Here is a 22,865-nt window from a genome sequence, read left to right as displayed (position 1 = left end):
GGGTTGAAGGGCTGGGGAGGGGGTGCCCCCGCCGCCCGTCCGCAGGCTGCGGGTTGCGTGTGGCTTGGCGCGCCGTTCCCCGCGCCCCTTACGGGGTACCCGTCATCCCCAACGACCGCTTCAGGAAGCCCACTTGCAGCACCAACAGGTTCTCCGCCACCTCGGCGCCGCTGGCCATATGGGTCACCCCGCTCAACGGCAGCACCTCGTGGGGGCGGCCGGCGGCCAGTAGGGCGGAGGACAGGCGCAGGGCGTGCGCGACCACGACGTTGTCGTCGGCCAGGCCGTGAATGATCATCAGCGGGCGATGCGGGCTGTCCGCTTCCACCAGGGACAGCCCTTCATCGGTGAGCAGTGACGACTCCGCGTACACCTCGGGGTCGTCCTGCGGGGTACCGCAGTACCGCTCCGTGTAGTGGGTGTCGTACAGCCGCCAGTCCGTCACCGGGGCACCGGCGACCGCGGCGTGGAAGACGTCGGGCCGCCGCAGCACCGCGAGCGCCGCGAGATAACCGCCGTACGACCAGCCGCGGATGCCGACCCGCGACAGGTCCAGCGGAAAGTCCTCGGCGAGCGCGTGCAGCGCCTCGACCTGGTCGTCCAGCGTGACGGCGGCGAGCTGCCGCGAGACGGCCTTCTCCCAGCCGGGACTGTGCCCCGGTGTTCCCCGCCCGTCCGCCGTGACCACGGCGAAGCCCTGGTCCGCGAACCACTGGGCCGTCAGATGCGCGTTGTGGGCCGCGACGACCCGCTGCCCGTGCGGTCCGCCGTAGGGGTCCATCAGCACCGGCAGCGGCCCGTCCGACTCCCGGTATCCGGTGGGCAGTACGACGGCGGCCGGGATACGGCGCTTCCCCGCGGACAGCAGCCGCGGCGCGGTGGTGAGCACGGGTGTCTCGGCGTACGACTCGAGAGCACCGATCCGCGCCGAGTCGGCCTCCCGCAGCAGCACCACCCGCGCACCCGGCCGCGACAGGGTCGCGGTCGACAGCACCAGCGTCCCGCCGCCGCGTACGGCGGACGCCAGGTGAGGGCCGTCCTCGTCGGCGATCCGTACCGCCTCGCCGCCGGCCAGCGGCACCCGGTACACCCCGATGTCCCCGGGCCGCGAGCGCCGGCCGCCGTCGCCGTCGCCCTCCGAGGCGGAGAAGAGGACATCGTCGTCACCGATGTCGAGTACGGCCCGCACATGCAGTGCGGGCGAGGTGAGTCGCCGTGCGCCCGCCATGAGTACCCGTGCGCCGGAGCTGTCGTCCGCACCGTCCGTGTCGTCGACGATCCGCACCAGGCTGCCGTCCGGCGCCCACGCCGGAACCCCGCCGAAGAGTTCCAGCCAGATTGGATCATTCTCGGTGAGTGTGACGGAAGTCGCACCCGTTGCGGTGTCCACGCTCAGATACGCGTTCTCACGCTGGTCCCTGGTCTGCACCAACAGCAGTGGCGGGCCGGCGTCCGACCAGTGCGCGCGGGCCAGATACGGATAGCGCTCGCGGTCCCAGACCACCTCGGTCCGGGACCCGTCGAGGCCGAGCAGATGCAGCGTGACCTCGGCGTTCTCCGTTCCGGCCGCCGGATAGGCGACCCGGGCCGGCTCCGCCTGCGGGTTGGCCGGATCGGCGATGGTCCAGCGGCGTACCGGCGCGTCGTCGGCCCGCGCGACGAGCAGCCGGTCCGAGTCCGGGGACCACCAGTGGCCGCGGGTCCGGGACATCTCCTCGGCGGCGATGAACTCGGCCAGCCCCCAGGTGACGGTCTCCGCCTCGGGCTCGGCCAGCGCCCTGTCGTCCTTGCCCGTGGCAGTGACAACCCGCAGCGCCCCGCCCGTCACATAGGCCACGTGCCGTCCGTCGGGGGAGGGGCGCGGGTCCACCACGGGGGTGGGCGTCGGCAGCTCCTGGGACCGCCCGGTGAGCAGGTCGGCGGTGAAGAGTCGGCCCGAAAGAGCGAAAGCGGCCATCTTCACGGAACTGTCAGTGGCATATCCGACCACGCCCGCAGTGCCCTCACGGCTGCGCTCGCGCCGCGCGCGCTCCTCCGGGGACAGCTCCTCCGCGGCGCCTCCCAGCAGCGCCTCGGGATCCGCCGCGATCCGCTCCTCACCGTCGGCGACGTCCCGCACCCAGAGGAGGTTGGCCAGGTCAGAGCCGCTACGGGAGCGCAGGAAGACAACTCGTGAGCCGTCCGGGGCGACGGTGAAAGACCTCGGAGCGCCAAGTGTGAATCTGTGGGTACGGGCGTGCTGCCGCGGGAAAGTCGTAGCCATGCGGCCGACCGTACTGCGCTTGAGCCGGGCTGTGATCCGCTCCGGGTGCCCTCCGGGACGATGGTCGTGTGGTGTGCAGTTGGCTGGAACTGAATATGCGCCCCTCCTCTGCACCTGTGCACCGAGCCGTGCGGTCGTGCGGATAATTATGATCCGTTGCGCATGGTGAGTGCTGGGTATGAAGCCGGTGGCTCCTCCATGCCGGAGGCGTGCTGCCGTGTCCGTGTGACCCGTATCGATCCCGTACCGACCGTGCGTACTTGGAGGTGAACCGCCGTGGCACTCTCGATTTCGGCGGTGGTGCTGCTGGCGATCATCGTCGTCCTGCTCGTCAGGAAATCCGGGCTCAAGGCCGGACACGCGGTGATCTGCGTGCTGTTGGGCTTCTATCTGGCCAGTTCATCGATGGCGCCCACCATCAACGACCTGACCACGAACGTCGCCGGGATGATCGGGGAGCTCAAATTCTGACCCGGCCTCCTCGGCACTCCTGTCCCGGTCCCACCGCGAACTGACCCAGCGCGACCTCACCTCACACAGCGAGCACCCCGCATCCGTTCGGCCGTCCGCAGTACCCGAGTCGGCGTCCATGTCGGCTCCCGGCCCGGTACGCGTGTCGGCTTCCGAGTCGGCATCCGCATCGGACCCCCGTACGGCGTCCGTCGTAGGCTCGGGGTATGACCGCTGCGTTTCCCCCGGGGGCGGCCCCCGGCTCACCGGCCGCCCCCGAGCGGCGTCTGCTGCTGGTGCACGCGCATCCCGACGACGAGTCGATCACCACCGGCGCCACCATGGCCAAGTACGCGGCGGAGGGCGCCCACGTCACCCTCGTCACCTGCACCCTGGGCGAGGAGGGTGAGGTCATCCCGGACGGGCTGGCGCATCTGGCGCCCGACCAGGACGACACCCTGGGCCCGCACCGCATCGGGGAACTCTCCGCCGCCATGCGGGCGTTGGGCGTGACCGACCACCGCTTCCTCGGCGGGCCCGGACGCTACCGCGACTCCGGCATGATGGGCGCCCCCACCAACGACCGCCCCGGCTGCTTCTGGCAGGCCGACCTGGACGAGGCCGCACGGCTGCTCGCCGCCGTACTTCGCGAGGTGCGCCCCCAGGTGCTCGTCACCTACGGCCCCGACGGGGGGTACGGCCACCCGGACCACATCAAGGCCCACCGCGTCGCCATGCGAGCCGTCGAGCTCGCGGCGCTGGAGAACGGCCGTACGGGTGGCGAGCCCCATCAGGTGCAGCGCGTCTACTGGAACGTCGTACCGCGCTCCGTGCTCGACGAGGGCTTCGCCCGGCTGCACGCTGCCGACGACGCCGGGGAGGTCTTCCCCTTTTCCGGCTTCTCGGGCAGAACGGGCTTCGCGCAGCCGGACGATGTGCCGGGGGTGGTGGAGACCGCGGCCGAGGTCGATGTCACGGTGGACGCCGACGCATACGTGGAGGCGAAGGCGGAGGCGATGGCAGCACACGAGACCCAGGTGTCCGTACGCCGCACCTCGCGCGGCCACTTCTTCGCGCTCTCCAACGGCCTGGCCCAGCCGCTGACCGGCGTGGAGTTCTTCCAGCGCGCTGACCGCGCCGACGCGGCCCCGGCCGGTGCCGACGATCTGTTCGCGGAGGTACGGGTATGAGTGCGACGGACGGGAACGGAGCGGACTGGGGCGCGTATCCGCGGGCGCTGGAGGGGCGGATCGCCGTCTACGCGGCGCTCGTCGTTCTCGGCCTGCTGACCGGGGCCGCCGGAACTCTCGTACAGGGCGGGTGGTTCCCGCTCGGGCTGCTGCTCGCGCTGGCCGCCGCCGTCGGGCTGTTCTGGGGTGGCGCCAAGTTGTGCCGTACGAAGGTCGGGGCCGCGGCGCCGGGTGCCGGTTGGGTGCTCGCTGTGCTGCTGATGACCCCCTCGCGGACCGAGGGCGACTTTCTGTTCGCTGCCGGAATCGCCAGCTATGTCTACCTGTTCGGCGGCATGCTCGCGGCTGTGATGTGTACCACCATCGCGTTGCCCGCGCCCCCCGTGTCCGTCGGCAAAAACCGCTGAGAGGACCGGCACCGGGACGATTCGGTGGTCCCGGGGTCGGTGTCCCGTACCCCAAGTACAGTGGTGCGCGCCGGCGAGCCGCCTTCAGGCCGACAGGAAGACGGCGAATCCATCCGGGAGTACCTGCTTTGAGTCGTGAAACTGACAGTTCGTCCTCCGGGCCCAAGAGGCGCGGCGGTTCGTCGTACCCCTCGGGGACGGAGCCGTACGGCACCTCGGGCCCCGACGCGGGCCAGGGCGACCGGGGAGCCGAACCGGCGGCCGGGTCCAAGCCGGACGAGCCGAAGACCGAGACGACGCTCACCACCCGCATCCGCATCAACATCCCCGGATCGCGGCCGATTCCGCCGGTGGTGATGCGCACACCGGTCGAGGACGGTGCCGAGGGCACGTCCGAGAGAGCGGACAAGAGCGGCAGCCAGAACACGAAGGGCGCCCCGGACCTCGGGGCCGGCAAGCGTGCGACCACCGGTGGTTCCGGTGCCGCCGCCGTGCCCCCGCCGCCGCCCGCGTCGGGCGCGTCGGCGGCGGCGCCCTCGGCCTCCGGAAGCGGTCAGGGCTCTGGCGGGGACGACGCGTCCGGCGCTGAGGAGAAGTCCGCCCAGCGGACCAGCGACTGGTTCGCGCCCCGCAAGCCGCCGAAGAGCACATCGGCGCCGTCCGGCCCTGCGCCCGCCGGTCCCGGCGCGGGTGCCGGTGCCGGTACGGGCCCCGGCGTCGCCGGCGGCGACCGGGGCGATCTGCCGTACTACTCCGGACCCGGGCCCGAGACGACCGGTACGCACGGAGTGCCGGAGACCACGGGTACGCACGGGATGCCCGAGACGACGGGCACGTACGGGTATCCGGAGACGACCGGTACGCACGGGATGCCAGACACCACCGGCACGCGCGGGTTCCCCGAGGCGACCGGTACGCACGGGATGCCGGACAGCACGGGCACGCACGGGATGCCGGACACCACCGGGACCCACGGGCTGCCGGAGACGACCGGTACGCACGGTGTGCCCGGGGCGCCGGGTGCGGGATCGCCGTTCCCGGGCGGAGCCGGCCCGATGGACACGCCACCCGACGGCGTGCCGCACCTGGGGCCGCTCCAGCCGGGCGGGCCCGCCGGTCCCACCACCGGTCCGGCCACCGGCGATATGCCCGTACCGCCCGCCCGGGGCAGCGCGGCCCCCGGCCCTCTGGCGGCACCGGGCGCGGGCCAGGACTTCGGCTCGGGTTCCGATTTCGATACCGGGCCGGTGACCGGAGCTCAGCCGCCCGGCGCGGGCCAAGGGCACGGACCGGGCCAGGGCGATGGCCCGGCGCGGGACGGCTCCGGGCTGGACGCGTTGGACCGCGACCCCGGCGCCGGTCCGCGCGCACCCGGGGTCGGCCCGAGCGGCACGCCCCCGTCCGGAACCCCGATGATCCCGGGCGCGGGCGCACCGGGTGGCATGGAGCCCCCCGGCGCACCCGGAGCCGCGGGCCCCGGTCCCGGAGGCCCGCAGACCGCACCCGGCGGCGAGGCCCGGCTGTCGAGCGACACCATGATCAGCGGCGTACCGCAGACAGGCGGTACGGGCGAGCCCGGCGGTCCCACCGCACCCCCGCCCGGCCCCTCGTCGCCCCCGCCCGGCACCGGCTCCACCGGTGCGCAGTCGGCGCAGAGTGGGGCGAGGTCCGCCAAACCCGCCAAGAAGGGCGGCCGTTCCAAGCTGGTACTCGCCGGGGTCGCCGTCGTCGGCGTACTCGGTGTTGCCTACGGCACGGGCCTGCTGCTCGACCACGCGGACGTCCCCAAGGGCACCACCGTGCTCGGCGTGGAGATCGGCGGGCTGAGCAAGCATGAGGCCGTCAACAAGCTGGACGACGAACTGGGCGACCGGTCGAAGGAGCCGTTCAGGATCGAGACGAGCGGCGGTCCGACGGAGCTGAAGCCCAGCGTCGCCGGGGTGACCCTCGACACCGAGGCCACCGTGCGCTCCGCCGCGGGCCGCGACTACAACCCGGTCTCGGTCATCGGCTCCCTCATGGGCGGTACCCGCGAGGCGGATCCGGCCGTCCAGGTGGACGAGGCCAAGGTGCGGGCCGCGCTCGAGCCCGTCCTCGCGAAGGCGGAGGCGAAGTCCCCGGCCGAGGGCATGGTCAAGTTCACCGGCGGCAAGGCGGTGGCCGTCAAGGGCAGCCCGCACAAGGTCATCGACGTCGACAAGGCGCCCGCCGCGCTGGAGAAGGCGTTCAAGCAGCGGGCGGTCTCCGGGAAGAACGAACCGGTCGAACTGCCGGGCAAGGTCAGCAAGCCCAAGGTGACCGCCGCGCAGCTCGACAAGGCGGTGAACGGCTTCGGCCGTACCGCGATGTCCGGCTGGGTGTGGCTCAAGGCGGGCGACGTGAAGGTGCCGTTCAGCCAGAAGACCATCGGGAAGTTCCTCACGATGCGGGCGGTCGGCAGCGGAACGCTCCAGCCGGTCATCGACACCGCGAAGCTGAAGGCGACCTACGGGTCGGCGTTCGACAACGTGGTGATCGAGGGCGGTGCCGGCAAGGTCAAGATGACCCCGAAGCACGCGGCCTCCGCCATGGTGCAGGCCCTCCGCAAGAAGGCGCCGCCGGAGCCCGCACAGCGCGTCGCCGAGGTCCCGGGAGCCGGCTCCCGCTGACCCGGCCGCCGAGACGGACATGAGGGGCGCCCCGCCGTAGTGGTGGGGCGCCCTTCGCTCTGCCGACCCGTGCCCCTCGCTCTGCCGCCCCGACCCCCGCACGGCGCCCGTCATCCCCCAGGCATGACATCTGTCAGCCCCAGGTCACGACTGCCGGCACTGCCCCGGGCACCTGCCGCTCGGCGAATCTTGGGACATGACATCGACCCACGCCACGGCACCGGCCGTGGAGTTCACCTCGGCCAGTAAGACCTACGGCTCCGTACGGGCGCTCGACGGACTGACCGTCAGCCTCCACCCCGGCGAGACCGTCGCCCTCCTCGGCCCCAACGGGGCGGGCAAATCCACCACGCTCGACCTGTTGCTCGGGCTCCGCAACCCGGACCAGGGCGGCCGGGTACGGCTGTTCGGTACGACGCCGCGGCAGGCGGTCACCGACGGACGGGTGGGCGCCATGCTCCAGTCCGGCGGCCTGATGGAGGGCGTACGGGTCCGCGAACTCGTCGGGCTGGCCTGCGCTCTGCACCCGCGGGGGTACGCGACGGACCGGGTGCTGGCCGACGCCGGGATCACCGAGCTGGCCGACCGGATGGTGGGCAAGCTGTCCGGCGGCCAGGAGCAGCGCGTCCGGTTCGCGCTGGCGACCGCGGGGGACAGCGACCTGATCGTGCTGGACGAGCCGACCACCGGTATGGATGTCACCGCTCGCCGCTCCTTCTGGTCGGCCATGCGGGCGCAGGCGGCGCAGGGCCGCGCGGTGCTGTTCGCCACGCACTATCTGGAGGAGGCCGACGAGGTCGCCGACCGGGTGCTGGTGCTGCACCGCGGCCGGCTGCTCGCCGACGGCAGCGCGGCCGAGATCAAGGCCATGGCGGGCGTGCGTCGGGTCGGCTTCACGCTGGAGATGGTGCCCGACGGGGTGCTGGAGGCGCAGCTGCGCGCCCTGCCCGGGGTCTGCGAACTCGACCTGGCCGGAGCCGCCGTACGGCTGCGCTCCACCGACGCGGACGCCACCGTGCACGCCCTCTACGCGCTGGGGCACTACCCGCACGGCCTGGAGGTCACCGGACTCGGCCTGGAGGAAGCGTTCGTCACCCTCACCTCCCGCGCGGAACAGACCCACTCGCCCAACCACCCCGAACTCGGCCTCGACACGCACCGGAAGGCGGCCGCCAAGTGAAGACCCTCGTCAAGCTGGAGATCTCGCGCTCGCTGCGCAACAAGAAGTTCATGTTCTTCTCGGTGATCTACCCGCCGATCCTCTATGTGCTGATCGCCGGCCGGGACACCCAGGGCAATATGCCGGGGCTGGCGGTGGATCTGAAGCTGTACTACATGGTCGCGATGGCCGCCTTCGGTGCGATGACCGCCGTACTGATGGGCAACAGCGAACGCATCGCCAAGGAGCGTGAGACCGGCTGGGTGCGGCAGCTGCGGCTGACCGCGCTGCCGGGACGCGGCTACGTCACCGCGAAGATCGCGTCGGCCGCCACCGTCAGCCTGCCGTCGATCCTGCTGGTCCTGCTGACCGGCGCCACCATCATGGGCGTACGGCTGGAGGCCTGGCAGTGGGGCGCTGTCGCACTGTGCTCGTGGGCGGGCAGCTTCGTGTTCGCGGCGCTGGGAGTGGCGATCGGCTATCTGGCGACAGGGGACGCGGTACGGCCGATCACGATGCTGTTCTACTTCGGGCTGGCGTTCATGGGCGGGCTGTGGCTGCCGATGTCGAGCCTGCCCGACTGGGTGCAGAACATCGGTGAGTGGATGCCCACCCACGCCTACACCGCCCTTGGCCAGGCCGTGGAGGTCGGCGAGGCACCGCATCTGGACGACGCGGGGCTGCTGCTGGGCTATCTCGTGCTCTTCACCTCAGCGGCCGCCTGGCTCTACCGCAAGGACACCCGCAAGGCATGATGCAACGACCGTGGACGCACCGACATGAGAGACCCGCGTACGACATGAGAGACACGAGCCCGACATGAGCAGCCGGGTCCCCGTCATCGGGGACACCACCGAGACCCGGCGGCAGAAGTGGTCCAAGGCCGCCATGATCACGGTCTGGATGGTCTTCCTCGCCGGACCCGTGACCGACCTGTGGACGGGCGGCCACAGCGGACCCGGCATCGCCGGCGCCGCCACCGGGCTCGCCGCGTTCGTCACCGCCTACGTCGTACTCGCCTACCGGCACACCAGGTCGCCGCTGCCGGGCCGCATCGTGTACCCGCTGCTCGCCGTCCTGTTCACGCTGGCCCTCGTCCTCCCGCTCACGGTGGGCCTGGAGTGGCTGGTGCTGTTCGTCTACGTCGCGGTGGCGACCGGGGCTGTGCTGCCCGTGCGGCAAGCGGTGGTGGGCCTCTTGGCGTGTGTGCTCGCGCTGGCCGCGGTCGGTACGCACTTCGGCACCCGGCCCTCGTGGGACGTGTGGACGTCGTTCGTCATCTTCTGCCTGCTGGGCGGGTTCGCGCTGATATCCGCGCGAAAGACCGTACTGACGTTGCGGGAGCTGCGCGAGGCCCGCGCGGTGGTGGCTCAGCTGGCGGCCAACGAGGAGCGGCTGCGGCTCGCCCGCGATCTGCACGACCTGCTGGGGCACTCGCTCTCCCTCATCACCCTCAAGAGCGAGCTGGCGGGCCGGATGCTGCCCGCACGGCCCGAGGAGGCCGCCACCCAGGTCGCCGACATCCAACAGGTCAGCCGGCAGGCCCTCACCGACGTCCGCGAGGCGATCAGCGGCTACCGCCGCCCCACCCTCGCCGTCGAACTCGCGGGCGCCCGCACCGCGCTGGACACCGCGGGCATCGCCGCCGAGCTGCCGCACGGGCCGCCGCCGGTACGGCTGACGCCCGAACGGGAGGACCCGCTGGCGTGGGCACTGCGCGAGGCGGTCACCAACGTCGTACGGCACAGCGGCGCCACCCGCTGCACGGTGACCCTCCAGACCCCGGACGACAGCGCGGGGATGCTGCGGCTCACCGTCACCGACGACGGCAAGGGCCCCTCCGGCGCGGGGGAGGGCAACGGGCTGAGCGGGTTGCGGGAGCGGCTGGCACTGGCCGACGGCACGCTGTCGACCACGGCGGGCGTGAACGGGGGCTTCACGCTGAGCGCGACAGTGCCCTCAGTACCCTGAGGCGGTGATCAGACTGCTGCTCGCCGAGGACCAGGCGATGGTCCGTGAGGCGCTCGCCGCGCTGCTGGGCCTGGAGCCGGACATCGAGATCGCCGCCCAAGTCGGCAGGGGCGACGAGGTGCTGGACGCGGTCACGGCCCACCAGCCGGACGTGGCGCTGCTGGACATCGAGATGCCCGGCCTGACGGGACTCGACGCCCTGGAGGGACTGCGGGCACGGCACCCGGCGCTGAAGGTCGTCATCCTCACCACGTTCGGCCGGCCCGGCTATCTGCGCCGGGCCATGGAGTCGGGCGCCGACGCGTTCCTCGTCAAGGACGCGCCCGCCGCCCAACTCGCCGACGCCGTACGCCGGGTGCGGGCCGGCGAGCGCGTCATCGACCCGGGGCTGGCCGCGGCCGCGCTCGCCGAGGGCGCCAGCCCGCTCACCGACCGGGAGCGTGACGTACTGAGCGCGGCCCGCGAGGGCGCGGGCAACGCCGAGATCGCCACCGCGCTGCATCTGTCGCACGGCACGGTCCGCAACTATCTGTCCACCGCCATCCAGAAGACCGGGGCCCGCAATCGGACCGAGGCCGTCCGCATCGCCCGCGACAAGGGGTGGCTGTAAGCCGCATCCGGCGGATGGATCAGTTATCAGTTCAGCCGGGCCCGCGCCGCCCGCGCCGCCCTGCGGACGTTCTCCGCCGCGTTCGGCTCCATCGCCGCGACCACATCGGCGTACTCCTCCATCTCCCGCGCACCTCTTATGAAGTCGCCGCGCTCCACCAGCAGTTGCGCCCGCTCGAAGCGCAGCCTGCCCGGGTGGTGCGGCAGCAGCAGCGACAGCTCCACCGCCCACAGGCGCACCCCCGACTGCTCGGGCCGCGAGCTTGCCCAGGCCCTGATGTTGTTGAGGATGCGCAGCACCGTCTCCAGCGGCCCGGCCGGCCGGAGCGAGGCGGCCGACAGCGGCGTCCCCCCGGTGGCCCCCGCGACCATGACGGACAGCTCCTCCTCGTCCAGCTGCTTGCCGCCGCCGAACGGGTCGGCCAGCACATGGAGGTCCCCCGGATCGCCGAACCCGACCACGAAGTGTCCCGGCAGTGCCACCCCGTACACCGGTGCACCCGCGCGCCGGGCCACCTCCGTCCAGACCACCGACAGCAGAATCGGCAGCCCGCGCCGCCTCCGCAGCACCTCGGGCAGCAGCGAGGACTCCAGCCGCTGATAGTCCGCGGCGGAGCCGCCGAACCCCAGCTGCTCGCCCAGCGTCTGCTCCAGCGCCTGCGCCCACTGTGCGGGTGTACGGCCACGCTCGTACGGCAACAGCCCGGCCAGCCGGTCGAGTTCCGCCTGACCCTCGTCCACCAGCCGGTCGACGGCCGCCTCCTCGTCCTGCGGATCACGCTGCTCATCGGACGCGCTCGCGAGGGTGCCGCCCTGCGCGCCGCGGGCCGCCTCCGCGCCGATCAGCAGACACAGCAGCGCCAGATCGGGCCGCTCCTCACGGGCCGCCTCCGCGAACCGGCGCCTGACCACGCCGGGCGCTTCCTCGTCGCCCACACCGTTTCCGTCCATCTCAGTCCTGCGGGGCGCGGAGGTAGAGGTAGGCGTGATGATCGGCGAAGCCGAGCTTCTCGTAGAGGGCACGCGCGGGCGCGTTGTCCCGCTCCACCTGGAGGTAGGCGGCCGACGCGCCCTCGCCGAGCGCCGCTCTGGCCAGCTCGCCGGTCACCGCCTGCGCGAGCCCCTGCCGGCGCCGCTCGGGGGCGACCTCTATGGCGGCGAACCCGGCCCAGCGGCCGTCCACCACGCACCGCCCGATCGCCATCGGGGAGCCGGCCTCGTCCCGCGCCGTCGCGAACCACACCGAGGGCCCGCCCGCCAGCACCTTCAGCGCGGCGTCCGCCGGCCGGTCGCCGTCAGCGCGGTTGTAGAGCGAGAGCCACCGCTCGTCCGGCGTACGGTGCAGCAGCACCCGCTGGTCCGGCTCCCGGTCGGCCAGCGGGGCGAGCGCGCCGACCTGTATCAGCCCGTGCCGCTCCGCCGTCCAGCCCCGCTCCCGCAGCTGGTCGGCGAGCAGCGCGTGCTCGTCCACGGTGACCTGCATCAGCGCCGGCAGCCCCCGCTCGGCGTACCAGCCGGTGACCCGCCCCAGCGCCGCGGGCAGCGGAAGCCCGGGGTCGCCCAGCGGCAGCACGGAGTTCGCCCGCGCGGTGAACCCCGCGGCCACCCGCAGCGTCCACCCGCCCAGCTGCCGGGACTCGACCGGCGGCCAGCCCCGCGCGGCGACGGTGACCAGTTCCCTCACATCGGCGGCAGGCAGCCCCCGGCGGCGCGCAGGCGTACGCGGTACGACCTTTCCAGCGACCATCGACGCCTCCTCGATCTCGACCTGCTCACCATCGCGACGGGTGATGGTGAGCACGCCACCGGTCCACGATGTGAGAATCCCGAGCGTGTCCGTGAACCGTCCGTGCCGCTCCGCGGCAGCCGTCAACGACCGAACCGAGACACGTTTGCCCACGTCGGAAGGGGTGATGCGGACCTCCAAGCGTCCGCCCGTGGTGAATTCCACAGTTCTGACCGCCCCTCCTGTTCGTCTTGTCTCCGCGAACGGAGATACTAGGTGTGGGCATCGCCGCCGTCCGAAGCGAAAGAGCGCTCCCGCGCGCCCGCGGCGGAGCCGGGCACCGGCCCGCCAGCCCTAACGAGGAGGAACGACAGCGTGACTTACGTCATCGCGGAGCCTTGTGTCGACCTGAAGGACAAGGCTTGCATCGAGGAGTGCCCGGTCGACTGCATCTACGAGGGCCAGCGGTCCTTGTACATCCACCCGGACGAGTGCGTCGACTGCGGTGCCTGCGAGCCCGTCTGCCCGGTGGAGGCCATCTTCTACGAAGATGACACTCCCGAGGAGTGGAAGGACTACTACAAGGCCAATGTCGAGTTCTTCGACGACCTCGGCTCGCCCGGCGGCGCCAGCAAGCTCGGCCTGATCGAGAAGGACCACCCGCTCATCGCCGCGCTCCCCCCGCAGGAACACGACGAGTGACCCACGGGTGACCCCCGACGAGTGAGCCACCGGCCCCTGCGCCCGGTGGCTCCTTCGCAGTCCCGTACGGCGACCTCAGCGTCCTGTCGTACGGGACTGCGGTGTTTTCCGCGCCGTACCGGCCGGCTGTCCGCACCGCGCACGGCAGTGTGCGGACAGCCGAAGAAAGTGAGCACCATGCCCTCCGTCTCCGACCGTCTCCCCACCTTCCCCTGGGACCGGCTCGAGCCGTACAAGACCACCGCCGCCGGGCACCCCGACGGCATCGTCGACCTGTCGGTCGGCACCCCAGTCGACCCGGTCCCGCCGCTGGTCCGGCGTGCGCTGACCGACGCGGCCGACAGCCCCGGCTACCCCACCGTGTGGGGGACCCGGGCGCTGCGGGACGCGCTCACCGGCTGGTGCGAGCGCCGACTGGGCGCGCACGGCATCACCGAACGGAACGTGCTGCCCGTCGTCGGCTCCAAGGAACTGGTGGCCTGGCTGCCGACCCAGCTCGGCCTGGGCCCCGGCGACCGGGTGGCCTTCCCCCGGCTCGCCTACCCCACCTACGAGGTCGGCGCCCGGCTCGCCAGGGCCGACTACGTCGCCTACGACGACCCTCTGGAGCTCGACCCGGCCGGGCTCAGGCTGCTGTGGCTCAACTCGCCCTCCAACCCGACCGGACAGGTGCTGCCGCCGGAGAAGCTGCGCACCGTCGTCGCCTGGGCCCGCGAGCACGGCGTACTCGTCCTCAGCGACGAGTGCTACCTGGAGCTCGGCTGGGAGGCCGACCCGGTCTCCGTGCTGCACCCGGACGTGTGCGGCGGCTCCTACGCGGGCCTCGTCGCCGTGCACTCCCTCTCCAAGCGCTCCAACCTCGCCGGCTACCGCGCGGCGTTCATCGCGGGGGACAGCGATGTACTCGGCGAGCTGCTGCACATCCGCAAGCACGGCGGAATGATGACGCCCGCGCCCGTGCAGGCGGCGACCGTCGCAGCCCTCGGCGACGACACCCACGTGGCCGAGCAGCGGGAGCGCTACCGTGCCCGGCGTACGGCGCTGCGCGGGGCGCTGGAAGCCGCGGGCTTCCGGATCGAGCACAGCGAGGCGTCGCTGTACCTGTGGGCGACCCGGGACGAGTCCTGCTGGGACACCGTCGCCGACCTCGCCAAGCGGGGGCTTCTCGTCGCCCCGGGCGACTTCTACGGCCCCGCCGGTGCGCGACATGTGCGGGTGGCGCTCACCGCCACGGACGAGCGGGTTGCCGCCGCGGTGCGACGGCTGGCGGAGTAGCCGAACGTGAGGGTGCGGCCGTCCTCGATGCGGCCGGACGCTCGCCGTTGTTGTTGCGCGCCCCGTCGTTGGTGCGCGCTGTCGCGGCCGGAGATTGTTCAGGGGCCTCGCCCCTGAGACCCCGAGCGCATGCGAAGGGCCGCCCGGACCAGGAGGTCCGGGCGGCCCTTGTGCGCCGGGGTTTCAGAGGGGGTGCCCCCTGAGCCTTGACCGGCCGCAGCCCCACGCGGCAAGCCCTCAACCGAGGGGCAGGCCCCCGAGGTTGGCGGTGGAGGGGAGCTTGGTGTCGGCGGCGGCTGAGGCGGCGTCGCCCAGCATGTCACCGGCCTGGCCGACGGCGTTCCCCGCAAGGTGCTGCGCGGTGGGCGCCACGGTCTTGCCGGTCTGGCCCACGGTCCGGCCGGCGGCCGGCACGGTCTTCTTGAGGGCGTTGCCGCCGGTCTCGCCGGCCAGCGTGGTGGTGTCGCGGGCCGTCTTGTCCAGCGTGTTGCCGACGCCCTCGCCGTCCAGCTTGTCGATCCCGCCCACGGGGGTCGCGGGCAGTTCCACGGCGCTCGCGGCTCCGGCGGCACCGACGACGGTGGCGGCGCCGGCTGCCGTCAGCAGCGCGGTGCGGGCGATCCGGCGCGTGAGAGGGTTGGACATGGTGCTCCTTTGACGGAGAGGGGTTCTTGGCGTGTCAGCCGGGGTCCCCCGGTCAGACGCAGTGCCTATCGGCCGGAACGGCGGGAAGGTTGCGGGCGCCGAGGGTAAAGGATTGGCAATCCAGGTTTGCCGCGTGAGCCGCCAAACTGGGCATTCCTCGCAACCGGTTGACCTGTACCGGAGGAGCCGAACCGGCCGCTGCCAGGCACGATTCGCCTAGTGCGTTCACTCCTCGTGGGGACCGTCGCGCGAGGGAAGAAACGTCCATCCTGTGGACCGGCTTCGCCCCTGCGGGGGACGGGCTGGACTAGTGACCGGTGGCCAGCCGCAGCTCCACGGCGCCGCCCCCGGCGCGGCCGGTGCCGCCGCTCTTCGCGTCGTCCGTACCGGCCTTGCGCCAGCCCTCTCTAGAGCGCTCGGCGCTCCACTCCAGGCCGCCGTAGGAGATCCGCTCGATATGCAGCCCCGCGGCGTTCGCGACCGCCCAGTGGGCCAGCTCCCACCCCTGGCGCCCCCCGTGCGCGGGCAGCGAGACGGCGGGCTCCGCCTCGGTGCGGTCGGCGGTGCGGGCGGTCGTGTGCGCGGTGGTGTGCGCCACCCTCCCGCGCGCCTGCCCCGCGGTCAGCGCGCCGCTGCCGTCGGCCAGTACCTCCCGGCCGAACTCCCGTACCAGGCGCTTGCGTACCTGCTTCGGATCGCCCGGCTCGCCGAGGTCCCGGGCGCCTGTCGTACAGCTGAGAGCGGCCGGCTGGCGTCCGGTGAGCGCACCGGTCAGCAGCGTCGCGTTCGTCTCGTGTTTGGCGTACGCCTGCGGGAAGCCGCTGCGTTGCACCCGCTGGGCGGCGACGGTCAGCGGCAGCCTGGAGTAGCCGGGGACCTTCACCAGGCGTTCGTAGAACCGGCCCGCCGAGTAGACGGGGTCCTGGATCTCGTCGACGGTGCCCCAGCCCTGCGAGGGGCGCTGCTGGAAGAGCCCCACCGAGTCGCGATCCCCATGGCTGATGTTGCGCAGCTGCGACTCCTGCATGGCCGTGGCCAGGGCTATGGTCACCGCCCGCTCGGGCACCCCGCGCTGCGCCCCGACGGCGGCGATGGTCGCGGCGTTGGCGGCCTGGACGGGCGTGAGTTCGTAGGTCTGCGTGGTGTCCGGGTCATGTGAGGCGCCGGAGGTGTCGGAGTCGGCGTCCCTGCCGCCCGTGGCGCGTACGGTGCACATCGCGTCGTTGTGGCCCGCCAGTCCGCGCAGCGCGACATAGGCGGTGACAGCGAGTAGCACCGCGCAGGCCACGGCGGTCCTGAACAGCCTGCCGCGGCCCCCGGGTGCGGGCATGCGCTCGGGCATGCGTGAGGAACGGTCCGGTACGGAGTGGGGCACGCGCTCCAAGGTAGCCGCTGGGTATGACAGCGTTCCGGGCACGGGGCGACACCGAAGCCGCCGTGCGGTCGCCGTAGGCTGGGGCCATGCCTCACAGCGCACTCGACCTGCGACAGGACGCCGCCCGGCTCACCGCGCGGCTGGTGGACTTCCCTTCGGAGAGCGGGAACGAGAAGGCGCTCGCGGACGCCGTCGAGGAGGCACTGTCCGAGCTGCCTCATCTGACCGTCGACCGGTACGGCAACAACGTGGTGGCCCGCACCCGTCTCGGGCGGGCCGAACGCGTCATCCTCGCGGGCCACATCGACACCGTGCCGATCGCCGACAACGTGCCCTCCCGGCTCGACGAGGACGGCCTGCTGTGGGGCTGCGGCACCAGCGACATGAAGTCGGGCGTTGCGGTGCAGCTGCGCATCGCGGCGACGGTGCCCGAGCCCAACCGCGACCTGACGTTCGTCTTCTACGACAACGAGGAGGTCGCCGCGCACCTCAACGGCCTCGGCCACGTCGCCGAGGCCCACCCCGACTGGCTGGCGGGTGATTTCGCCGTACTGCTGGAACCTTCCGAGGGGCAGGTCGAGGGCGGCTGCCAGGGCACGCTGCGGGTGCATCTGCGCGTCCGCGGCACCCGTTCGCACTCGGCACGCAGCTGGATGGGTGCGAACGCCATCCACGCGGCCGGGCCGCTGCTGGAGCGGCTGGCCGGCTATCAGCCGCGGCGACCGGTGATCGACGGGCTGGAGTACCGGGAAGGTCTCAACGCCGTCCGTATCGAAGGCGGGGTCGCGGGCAACGTCATCCCGGACCTGTGCACCGTCACCGTCAACTACCGCTACGCGCCCGACCGCGCCGAGCAGGAGGCTGTGGACCATGTGCGCGAGGTGTTCGCCGGCTGCGGCGTCGAGGAGTTCGAGGTGGACGACAGCTCGCCGGGTGCGCTGCCGGGCCTCTCGCACCCGGCGGCCCGCGCCTTCCTGGAGGCGGTGGGCGGTGAGCCGAAGCCCAAGTACGGCTGGACCGATGTCTCCCGGTTCAGCGCGCTGGGGGTGCCTGCCGTCAACTACGGCCCCGGGGACCCCAACCTCGCCCACAAGAGGGACGAGCGGGTGGAGACGGCGCTGATCATCCGGTGCGAGGAGCGGCTGCGGCGCTGGCTGACGGCCTGACCCGGCCCCCGGACCAGCCTGCTCCACCCGCTGCGGGAGCCCGGTCCACCTGCCGGTAAGGCGATCGACAGCTGCCGGCCGTGCGAATTCCCGACGGGCCTCTTCGCCCTGCGCATACCCTGAGGCGGAAAGATCGCAGGCGGAAGGAGTGTCTTGATGACCGACGGACCCGGTAAGGAGCCGAAGGAACAACGGCTGGGCCCTGTCGTGCGCCGCCGCGACCAGGTGCAGCCGGGGACCACGGACCAGCGGCTGCTGGACACCGCGGGCCCCTCCGACTTCATCCACCAGGACCCCTGGCGGGTGATGCGCATCCAGTCCGAGTTCGTCGAGGGCTTCGGTGCCCTGGCCGAACTGGGCCCCGCAGTCAGTGTCTTCGGCTCGGCCCGCACCCCGGTGGAGTCCCCGGAGTACGACAGCGGTGTACGGATCGGGCGCGCGCTGGCCGAGGCGGGCTTCGCCGTCATCACCGGCGGTGGTCCCGGGGCGATGGAGGCGGCCAACAAGGGCGCGCTGGAGGCGGGCGGCACCTCGGTGGGGCTCGGTATCGAGCTCCCCTTCGAGCAGGGCATGAACAGGTACGTCGACATCGGCGTCAACTTCCGCTACTTCTTCGTCCGCAAGACGATGTTCGTGAAGTACGCCAGCGGATTCGTCGTCCTGCCGGGCGGCCTGGGCACGCTGGACGAGCTGTTCGAGGCGCTGACCCTGGTGCAGACCCAGAAGGTCACCCGCTTCCCGATCGTGCTGTACGGCACTGAGTACTGGAAGGGCCTCATCGACTGGGTGCGCACCTCGGTCGTCGGCGGCGGCAAGGCATCCGAGCGCGACCTGGAACTCTTCCACGTCACCGACGACATCGAGGAAGCCATCGCGCTGGTGACCAAGGAGGTCGGCGGCTAGGCGAGTCCGCGGCGGGCCACCGCAGGCGCCCGGTGGCCCGCGATGGAGGCCACCATGTCGAGCACCTGTCTGGTCTCGGCGACCTCGTGCACGCGGTAGACGCGCGCCCCCAGCCAGGCGGAGATCGCGGTGGTGGCCAGGGTGCCGGTCAGCCGCTCCTTGACGGGGCGGTCCAGGGTCTCGCCCACGAAGTCCTTGTTGGACAGCGAGACCAGCACCGGCCAGCCCGTCCGGGTCAGCCGGCCCAGCTCCCGCGTCGCCTCCAGCGAGTGCCGGGTGGACTTGCCGAAGTCGTGCCCGGGGTCGATGAGGATGCCGTCACGGCGCACCCCGAGCTCCACCGCGCGCTCGGCCAGCCCGAGCGTCACCCGCAGGATGTCGTCGACGACCCCGCTGGGGCCCGTATCCGCCGTACGCCCAGCAGGCTCGTACGCCACCCGGTGCGGACGGGTGCGTGGCTCGGCGCCGCCCGCGTGGGTGCACACCAGCCCCGCGCCGTACCGCGCGGCGACCTCGGCCAGCCGGGGGTCGACCCCGCCCCAGGCGTCGTTGATCAGGTCGGCGCCCGCCTCGCACACCGCCTCGCCCACCTCGTGCCGCCAGGTGTCGACGCTGATCACCACGTCCGGCCAGCGCCGCCGCACCTCCGCGACGAAGCCGACCGTGCGCCGCGCCTCCTCCTCGGCCGTGACCTCGTCGCCCGGGCCGGCCTTCACCCCGCCTATGTCGATGACGGCGGCGCCCTCGGACACCGCCTGCTCGACCCGGTCGAGTGCCGGTTCGTCACGGAAGGTGGCACCCCGGTCGTAGAAGGAATCCGGCGTCCGGTTCACGATCGCCATGATCACCGGCTCGTGCTCACCGAACTCGCGCGTGCCCAGGCGCAGCATCAGCCTTCCTCTTCCTCTCGACGGTGCCCGCCTGCTGCCCGCACCCGCGTGGCCCGTGCACCGATCCCCGCCGCCGACCCTAGCTGTCGGTGGGCCGTGGCACGATCAGGGTCGGCCCACATCCGGCAACCATTCGGGAGTCGTTCCGTGTTCGTGTTCCTGCTGATCTCGCTTGTCGTGGTCGTCGCCGCGGTGACGCTCGCCGTCGTCGGGAGCGCCGACCGGCCCGGCGGGAGCCGCGGTGCCACGGGCGGGCTCACCGACGCGCCGCCCGACCTGCTGGACGAGCCGCTGCCGCCCGAGCGCCCCGTCACCCACGCGGACGTGGCGGGGCTGCGGCTGGCCGTCGGCGTACGCGGGTACAGGATGGAGCAGGTCGACGACGTCCTCGACCGGCTCGGCGCCGAGCTCGCGGAGCGCGACGCGCGGATCGCCGAACTGGAGTCCGCGCTGGCCGGCGCCCAGGCCGTCGCGATGAGCCGGGCAGCCGGCGCCGGCCGCCCGGCGGGCCCTGAGCGGAGGGAGGCGGGCCTGCCGGAAGACGAACCGCGGGACCGGGGCCCGCACACCGGGGGCACGTCCCCGGCACCACCCGGCCGGAGGCCGGGGGAGGGGTCCGGGGGCGGCCCGGAGGGGAACGCGCGATGACCACCGAACCCGTGACGAGCGCCGAGCCCGCGGCGCCCGAAGGCAGCGCGCTGCCAGGGCCCGACGGCCGGCTGCGCTGCCCCTGGGGCACGATGCCGGAGGACTACACGGCCTACCACGACACCGAGTGGGGCCGGCCGGTGCACGGCGACGACGCGCTCTTCGAGCGGCTGTGCCTGGAGGCCTTCCAGTCCGGCCTGTCCTGGCTGACGATCCTGCGCAAGCGCGAGGCCTTCCGGGTCGCCTTCGCGGACTTCCACATCCCCGCCGTCGCACGGTTCACCGAGGACGACGAACTGCGGCTGCTCGCCGACAGCGGCATCGTCCGCAACCGCGCCAAGATCAGCGCGGCGCTCAACAACGCGCGGGTGGCCGCGGAGTGGGAGCCGGGCGAGCTGGACCGCCTGGTGTGGTCGTACGCACCCGATCCGGGCGCCCGCCGCGCTCCCCGTACGACGGCGGAGGTGCCCGGCAGCACGCCCGAGTCCACCGCCCTGGCCAAGGAGCTCAAGAAGCGCGGCTTCCGCTTCGTCGGCCCCACCACCGCCTACGCCCTGATGCAGGCCTGCGGCCTGGTCAACGACCACCTGGCGGACTGCTGGCGCCGTTAGCCCGGCCCACGCCCGTCGTAGGTGCTCAGTGGCCGGTGAAGCGTGGCTGCTCCTTCTTCACGAACGCCTCGACGGCGATCCGGTGGTCGGCCGAGTCGCCCAGCCGCACCTGGAGTTCGGACTCTTTGCCGAGGGTTTCGGCGAGGGAGTGCGAAGCGCCGTAGGCCAGGGACTCCTTGAGCGCGGCGTAGGCGGCGGTCGGCCCCTGCGCGAGCTTGCGGGCGACGGCCTCGGCCTCGGCGGCGAGCTCGGCGGCCGGCACCACCCGGCTCGCCAGCCCGAGCTCCAGCGCCTCGTCGGCCTTGACGCTGCGCGGGAAGAGCAGCAGATCCGCGGCCCGGCCGGGGCCCACCAGCCGCGGCAGCGTCCAGGAGACGCCGGAGTCCGCGGTCAGCGCCACCCCGGCGAAGGAGGTGTTGAACGCCGCGGTGTCCGCCATCACCCGGTAGTCGCAGGCGAACGCAAAGCCCGCGCCCGCCCCGGCCGCCACTCCGTTCACACCCGCCACCACCGGCTTGGGCATACCGGCGAGCGCCAGCGTGATCGGGTTGTAGTGCTCCTCGACCGTGTTCAGGGCGCTGCCGCCGCTCTGCTCCAGGGCGCCGGTGTGCTCCTTGAGATCCTGGCCCACACAGAAGGCGCGGCCGCTCCCGGTGAGCAGTACGGCGCGGACCCCGTCGTCGGCGGCGGCCCGCTGGAGGGTGTCGCGCAGGGCGACCTTGAGCTCGTTGTCGAGGGCGTTCATCGCGTCGGGCCGGTTGAGGGTGACCGTCGCGAGTCCCTCGTTCACTTCGTAGCGCACGGTGTCGGACATGCGCTCAGCATGACCTAGATCATCGAGCCCCGACAGGGCACGCACCGCTCTGCCCGGCCCCGGCGAATGTGACCTGCGTCAAACCGCCGGGCAGCGGTGGTGGAGCGGAAGCAGGGCAGTACCGCAGGCTGATCGCCACATTGGGTGGTTTTGTGAGCGGTCGAGGAAGAAGAGATGTGGACCGATGTTGGTCATCGGGTCCTGCCATGCGGGATAATGGCCGAGAAGCAATGTGTTCGATGCCGGTGAAACTGTGCCCGCTTACGGGACCCCCGGCGCGATCGGCTGGTTTCAGGAAGGGGAACGAGCATGGCGGCCATGAAGCCGCGGACGGGCGACGGCCCGCTCGAGGTGACCAAAGAGGGGCGGGGCATCGTCATGCGCGTTCCGCTCGAAGGCGGTGGGCGACTCGTCGTCGAGCTGACACCGGATGAGGCGACGGCGCTTGGCGAGGAGCTGAAGAAGGTCTGCGGCTGAGCAGTCCGCAGACGCCGCCCCGGGGTGTACGCGCAGCGCGTACACCCCGGGGCGGCGTCGTTTTCCGACCCGGGAACGGTCGTCACCGGGAGCAACCGCGCGGGTACGTACCGCCGTACCGCAACAGCCCGGTCACTCACCGCGTTTGACCGCGCACAGCAGGCCGTCGCCCACCGGCAGCAGAGAGGGCACCAGCACCGTGCTCTCCCGCACTGTGCGCAACAGCTCGCGCAGCCGCAGCACTTCGGGCGACTGCGCCGCGGCCTCTCCCGTACGCCCCTCGGCGAAGACCCCCGCGAAGCAGATCAGTCCGCCGTCGCGCAGCAGACGCAACGATTCGGCGAGATAGTCCAGACACTCCGTACGGTCACCGTCGCAGAAGACCAGGTCGTATCCGCCGTCCGCGAGCCGGGGCAGCACATCCAGGGCCCGGCCCGGAATGAACCGCACCCTGTTGCCCCCGTTGCCCACGAATCCCGCGGCCCGGAACGCCTCGCGGGCGAACTGCTGCCGCTCCGGTTCGATGTCGACAGTCGTGAGCACTCCGTCGGGCCGCATCCCGTGCAGCAGATGCAGCCCGGAGACGCCGGTGCCGGTGCCGATCTCCGCGACCGCCTTGGCTCCGGCGGCTGCCGCCAGCAGCCGCAACGTCGCTCCGGTGGCAGGGGAGACCGAGCGCAGCCCAGCTTCCTGGGCCCGGTCGCGGGCCCAGCGCAGTGCTTCGCTCTCGGCGTTCTCGACCAGCTCGGCGCCGTACGCGTCGGCGAACCCCCAGCTGGTCTGCCGGTTGCCGGTAATGGCCCTCTCCTGTCCCCGTCCTCCACGCACTCGTGACTGTATCCGTTGGCCCGGGAACCTGCTGATGGGACTGGGCGTTGAAGGAGCAGGGACCGCGGCACGGCGGCCGGCAAAGCCGGGCAAATTTTCTTATCCGGA

At 72.3% G+C, this 22,865-nt stretch carries 23 protein-coding genes; 15 read left to right on the top strand and 8 right to left on the bottom strand.

All coding sequences use genetic code 11. From position 1 onward, the window contains the following. Nucleotides 1-88: 88 nt before the first annotated feature. Nucleotides 89-2,263, bottom strand: a complete 2,175-nt coding sequence (locus ACQEU8_RS12720; protein WP_433099955.1) for a prolyl oligopeptidase family serine peptidase — start codon at nt 2,261-2,263, stop codon at nt 89-91. Between the two features lie 276 nt (nt 2,264-2,539). Here ACQEU8_RS12720 and ACQEU8_RS12715 point away from each other — a divergent pair, with 276 nt between their 5' ends. The 8 genes from ACQEU8_RS12715 to ACQEU8_RS12680 all read left to right on the top strand — a co-directional run bounded on the left by ACQEU8_RS12715 (nt 2,540) and on the right by ACQEU8_RS12680 (nt 10,698). Further along, complete coding sequence (locus tag ACQEU8_RS12715; RefSeq protein WP_433099953.1) at nt 2,540-2,734, top strand: hypothetical protein; 195 nt, start codon at nt 2,540-2,542, stop codon at nt 2,732-2,734. 206 nt (nt 2,735-2,940) lie between these two features. Further along, complete coding sequence (gene mshB, locus ACQEU8_RS12710; RefSeq protein ID WP_433099951.1) at nt 2,941-3,903, top strand: N-acetyl-1-D-myo-inositol-2-amino-2-deoxy-alpha-D-glucopyranoside deacetylase; 963 nt, start codon at nt 2,941-2,943, stop codon at nt 3,901-3,903. Further along, complete coding sequence (locus ACQEU8_RS12705) at nt 3,900-4,310, top strand: DUF6113 family protein (RefSeq protein ID WP_433099949.1); 411 nt, start codon at nt 3,900-3,902, stop codon at nt 4,308-4,310. The genes mshB and ACQEU8_RS12705 overlap by 4 nt, the downstream gene beginning before the upstream one ends. A gap of 128 nt (nt 4,311-4,438) precedes the next feature. After that, nucleotides 4,439-6,958: a peptidoglycan binding domain-containing protein gene (locus ACQEU8_RS12700; protein WP_433099947.1), complete on the top strand. Its 2,520-nt coding sequence runs from the start codon at nt 4,439-4,441 to the stop codon at nt 6,956-6,958. Between the two features lie 196 nt (nt 6,959-7,154). Then, nucleotides 7,155-8,138: an ABC transporter ATP-binding protein gene (locus ACQEU8_RS12695; RefSeq protein WP_433099945.1), complete on the top strand. Its 984-nt coding sequence runs from the start codon at nt 7,155-7,157 to the stop codon at nt 8,136-8,138. Continuing rightward, nucleotides 8,135-8,872, top strand: coding sequence for an ABC transporter permease (locus ACQEU8_RS12690; protein WP_433099943.1), 738 nt, complete (start codon nt 8,135-8,137; stop codon nt 8,870-8,872). The genes ACQEU8_RS12695 and ACQEU8_RS12690 overlap by 4 nt, the downstream gene beginning before the upstream one ends. Nucleotides 8,873-8,936: 64 nt before the next feature. Next, nucleotides 8,937-10,088, top strand: coding sequence for a sensor histidine kinase (locus ACQEU8_RS12685; RefSeq protein WP_433099941.1), 1,152 nt, complete (start codon nt 8,937-8,939; stop codon nt 10,086-10,088). Between the two features lie 4 nt (nt 10,089-10,092). Further along, nucleotides 10,093-10,698, top strand: coding sequence for a response regulator transcription factor (locus ACQEU8_RS12680; protein WP_433099939.1), 606 nt, complete (start codon nt 10,093-10,095; stop codon nt 10,696-10,698). Between the two features lie 26 nt (nt 10,699-10,724). On the opposite strand, the gene ACQEU8_RS12675 is transcribed toward ACQEU8_RS12680, so the two are convergent. Then, nucleotides 10,725-11,648, bottom strand: a complete 924-nt coding sequence (locus ACQEU8_RS12675; RefSeq protein ID WP_433099937.1) for a transglutaminase-like domain-containing protein — start codon at nt 11,646-11,648, stop codon at nt 10,725-10,727. A 1-nt stretch (nt 11,649) separates the two neighbouring features. Then, nucleotides 11,650-12,648 carry a GNAT family N-acetyltransferase gene (locus ACQEU8_RS12670; protein WP_433099935.1) on the bottom strand — a complete coding sequence of 333 codons (999 nt, stop codon included), beginning with the start codon at nt 12,646-12,648 and terminating at the stop codon, nt 11,650-11,652. 150 nt (nt 12,649-12,798) lie between these two features. Here ACQEU8_RS12670 and fdxA point away from each other — a divergent pair, with 150 nt between their 5' ends. Continuing rightward, nucleotides 12,799-13,125, top strand: a complete 327-nt coding sequence (gene fdxA, locus ACQEU8_RS12665; protein ID WP_016469573.1) for a ferredoxin — start codon at nt 12,799-12,801, stop codon at nt 13,123-13,125. A gap of 177 nt (nt 13,126-13,302) precedes the next feature. After that, a complete protein-coding gene (dapC, locus tag ACQEU8_RS12660; RefSeq protein ID WP_433099933.1) occupies nt 13,303-14,400 on the top strand; it encodes a succinyldiaminopimelate transaminase in 1,098 nt (365 codons plus the stop codon). A 237-nt stretch (nt 14,401-14,637) separates the two neighbouring features. Here the strand turns inward: dapC and ACQEU8_RS12655 are convergent, their stop codons facing one another. Both ACQEU8_RS12655 and ACQEU8_RS12650 read right to left on the bottom strand, forming a co-directional pair. Beyond that, the gene (locus ACQEU8_RS12655) at nt 14,638-15,045 is read right to left on the bottom strand and encodes an ATP-binding protein (protein WP_433099930.1); all 408 of its coding nucleotides are present in this window, start codon (nt 15,043-15,045) and stop codon (nt 14,638-14,640) included. Nucleotides 15,046-15,352: 307 nt separating this feature from the next. After that, nucleotides 15,353-16,387 (bottom strand): heavy metal transporter, encoded by a 1,035-nt coding sequence (locus ACQEU8_RS12650; protein ID WP_433099928.1) that lies wholly within the window; start codon nt 16,385-16,387, stop codon nt 15,353-15,355. Between the two features lie 119 nt (nt 16,388-16,506). Here ACQEU8_RS12650 and dapE point away from each other — a divergent pair, with 119 nt between their 5' ends. Next, nucleotides 16,507-17,586, top strand: a complete 1,080-nt coding sequence (gene dapE, locus ACQEU8_RS12645) for a succinyl-diaminopimelate desuccinylase (RefSeq protein ID WP_433099926.1) — start codon at nt 16,507-16,509, stop codon at nt 17,584-17,586. Nucleotides 17,587-17,742: 156 nt separating this feature from the next. Then, nucleotides 17,743-18,489 carry a TIGR00730 family Rossman fold protein gene (locus ACQEU8_RS12640; protein ID WP_433099924.1) on the top strand — a complete coding sequence of 249 codons (747 nt, stop codon included), beginning with the start codon at nt 17,743-17,745 and terminating at the stop codon, nt 18,487-18,489. On the opposite strand, the gene folP is transcribed toward ACQEU8_RS12640, so the two are convergent. Then, the gene (folP, locus tag ACQEU8_RS12635; protein ID WP_433099922.1) at nt 18,486-19,379 is read right to left on the bottom strand and encodes a dihydropteroate synthase; all 894 of its coding nucleotides are present in this window, start codon (nt 19,377-19,379) and stop codon (nt 18,486-18,488) included. The two genes, ACQEU8_RS12640 and folP, sit on opposite strands and share 4 nt — an antisense overlap. A 147-nt stretch (nt 19,380-19,526) precedes the next feature. On the opposite strand from folP, the gene ACQEU8_RS12630 reads away from it, so the two are divergent. Beyond that, nucleotides 19,527-20,027 carry a DivIVA domain-containing protein gene (locus ACQEU8_RS12630; protein ID WP_433099920.1) on the top strand — a complete coding sequence of 167 codons (501 nt, stop codon included), beginning with the start codon at nt 19,527-19,529 and terminating at the stop codon, nt 20,025-20,027. Further along, nucleotides 20,024-20,638, top strand: a complete 615-nt coding sequence (locus ACQEU8_RS12625) for a DNA-3-methyladenine glycosylase I (RefSeq protein ID WP_433099918.1) — start codon at nt 20,024-20,026, stop codon at nt 20,636-20,638. The genes ACQEU8_RS12630 and ACQEU8_RS12625 overlap by 4 nt, the downstream gene beginning before the upstream one ends. A gap of 25 nt (nt 20,639-20,663) precedes the next feature. Here ACQEU8_RS12625 and ACQEU8_RS12620 read toward each other — a convergent pair whose 3' ends face one another. Beyond that, on the bottom strand, nt 20,664-21,452 hold the full coding sequence (locus tag ACQEU8_RS12620) for an enoyl-CoA hydratase-related protein (protein ID WP_433099916.1): 789 nt from the start codon (nt 21,450-21,452) through the stop codon (nt 20,664-20,666). A 309-nt stretch (nt 21,453-21,761) separates the two neighbouring features. On the opposite strand from ACQEU8_RS12620, the gene ACQEU8_RS12615 reads away from it, so the two are divergent. Next, nucleotides 21,762-21,929 carry a DUF3117 domain-containing protein gene (locus ACQEU8_RS12615; RefSeq protein ID WP_016469583.1) on the top strand — a complete coding sequence of 56 codons (168 nt, stop codon included), beginning with the start codon at nt 21,762-21,764 and terminating at the stop codon, nt 21,927-21,929. Nucleotides 21,930-22,061: 132 nt separating this feature from the next. Here the strand turns inward: ACQEU8_RS12615 and ACQEU8_RS12610 are convergent, their stop codons facing one another. Then, nucleotides 22,062-22,757, bottom strand: a complete 696-nt coding sequence (locus tag ACQEU8_RS12610; protein ID WP_433099913.1) for an O-methyltransferase — start codon at nt 22,755-22,757, stop codon at nt 22,062-22,064. Between the last annotated feature and the right edge of the window lie 108 nt (nt 22,758-22,865).

The organism is Streptomyces sp. CA-250714 (assembly GCF_050936705.1).
Lineage (GTDB): Bacteria > Actinomycetota > Actinomycetes > Streptomycetales > Streptomycetaceae > Streptomyces.
The sequence above is the reverse complement of the archived record's forward strand: the minus strand, read 5'-3'. Positions and strand labels throughout refer to the sequence as shown.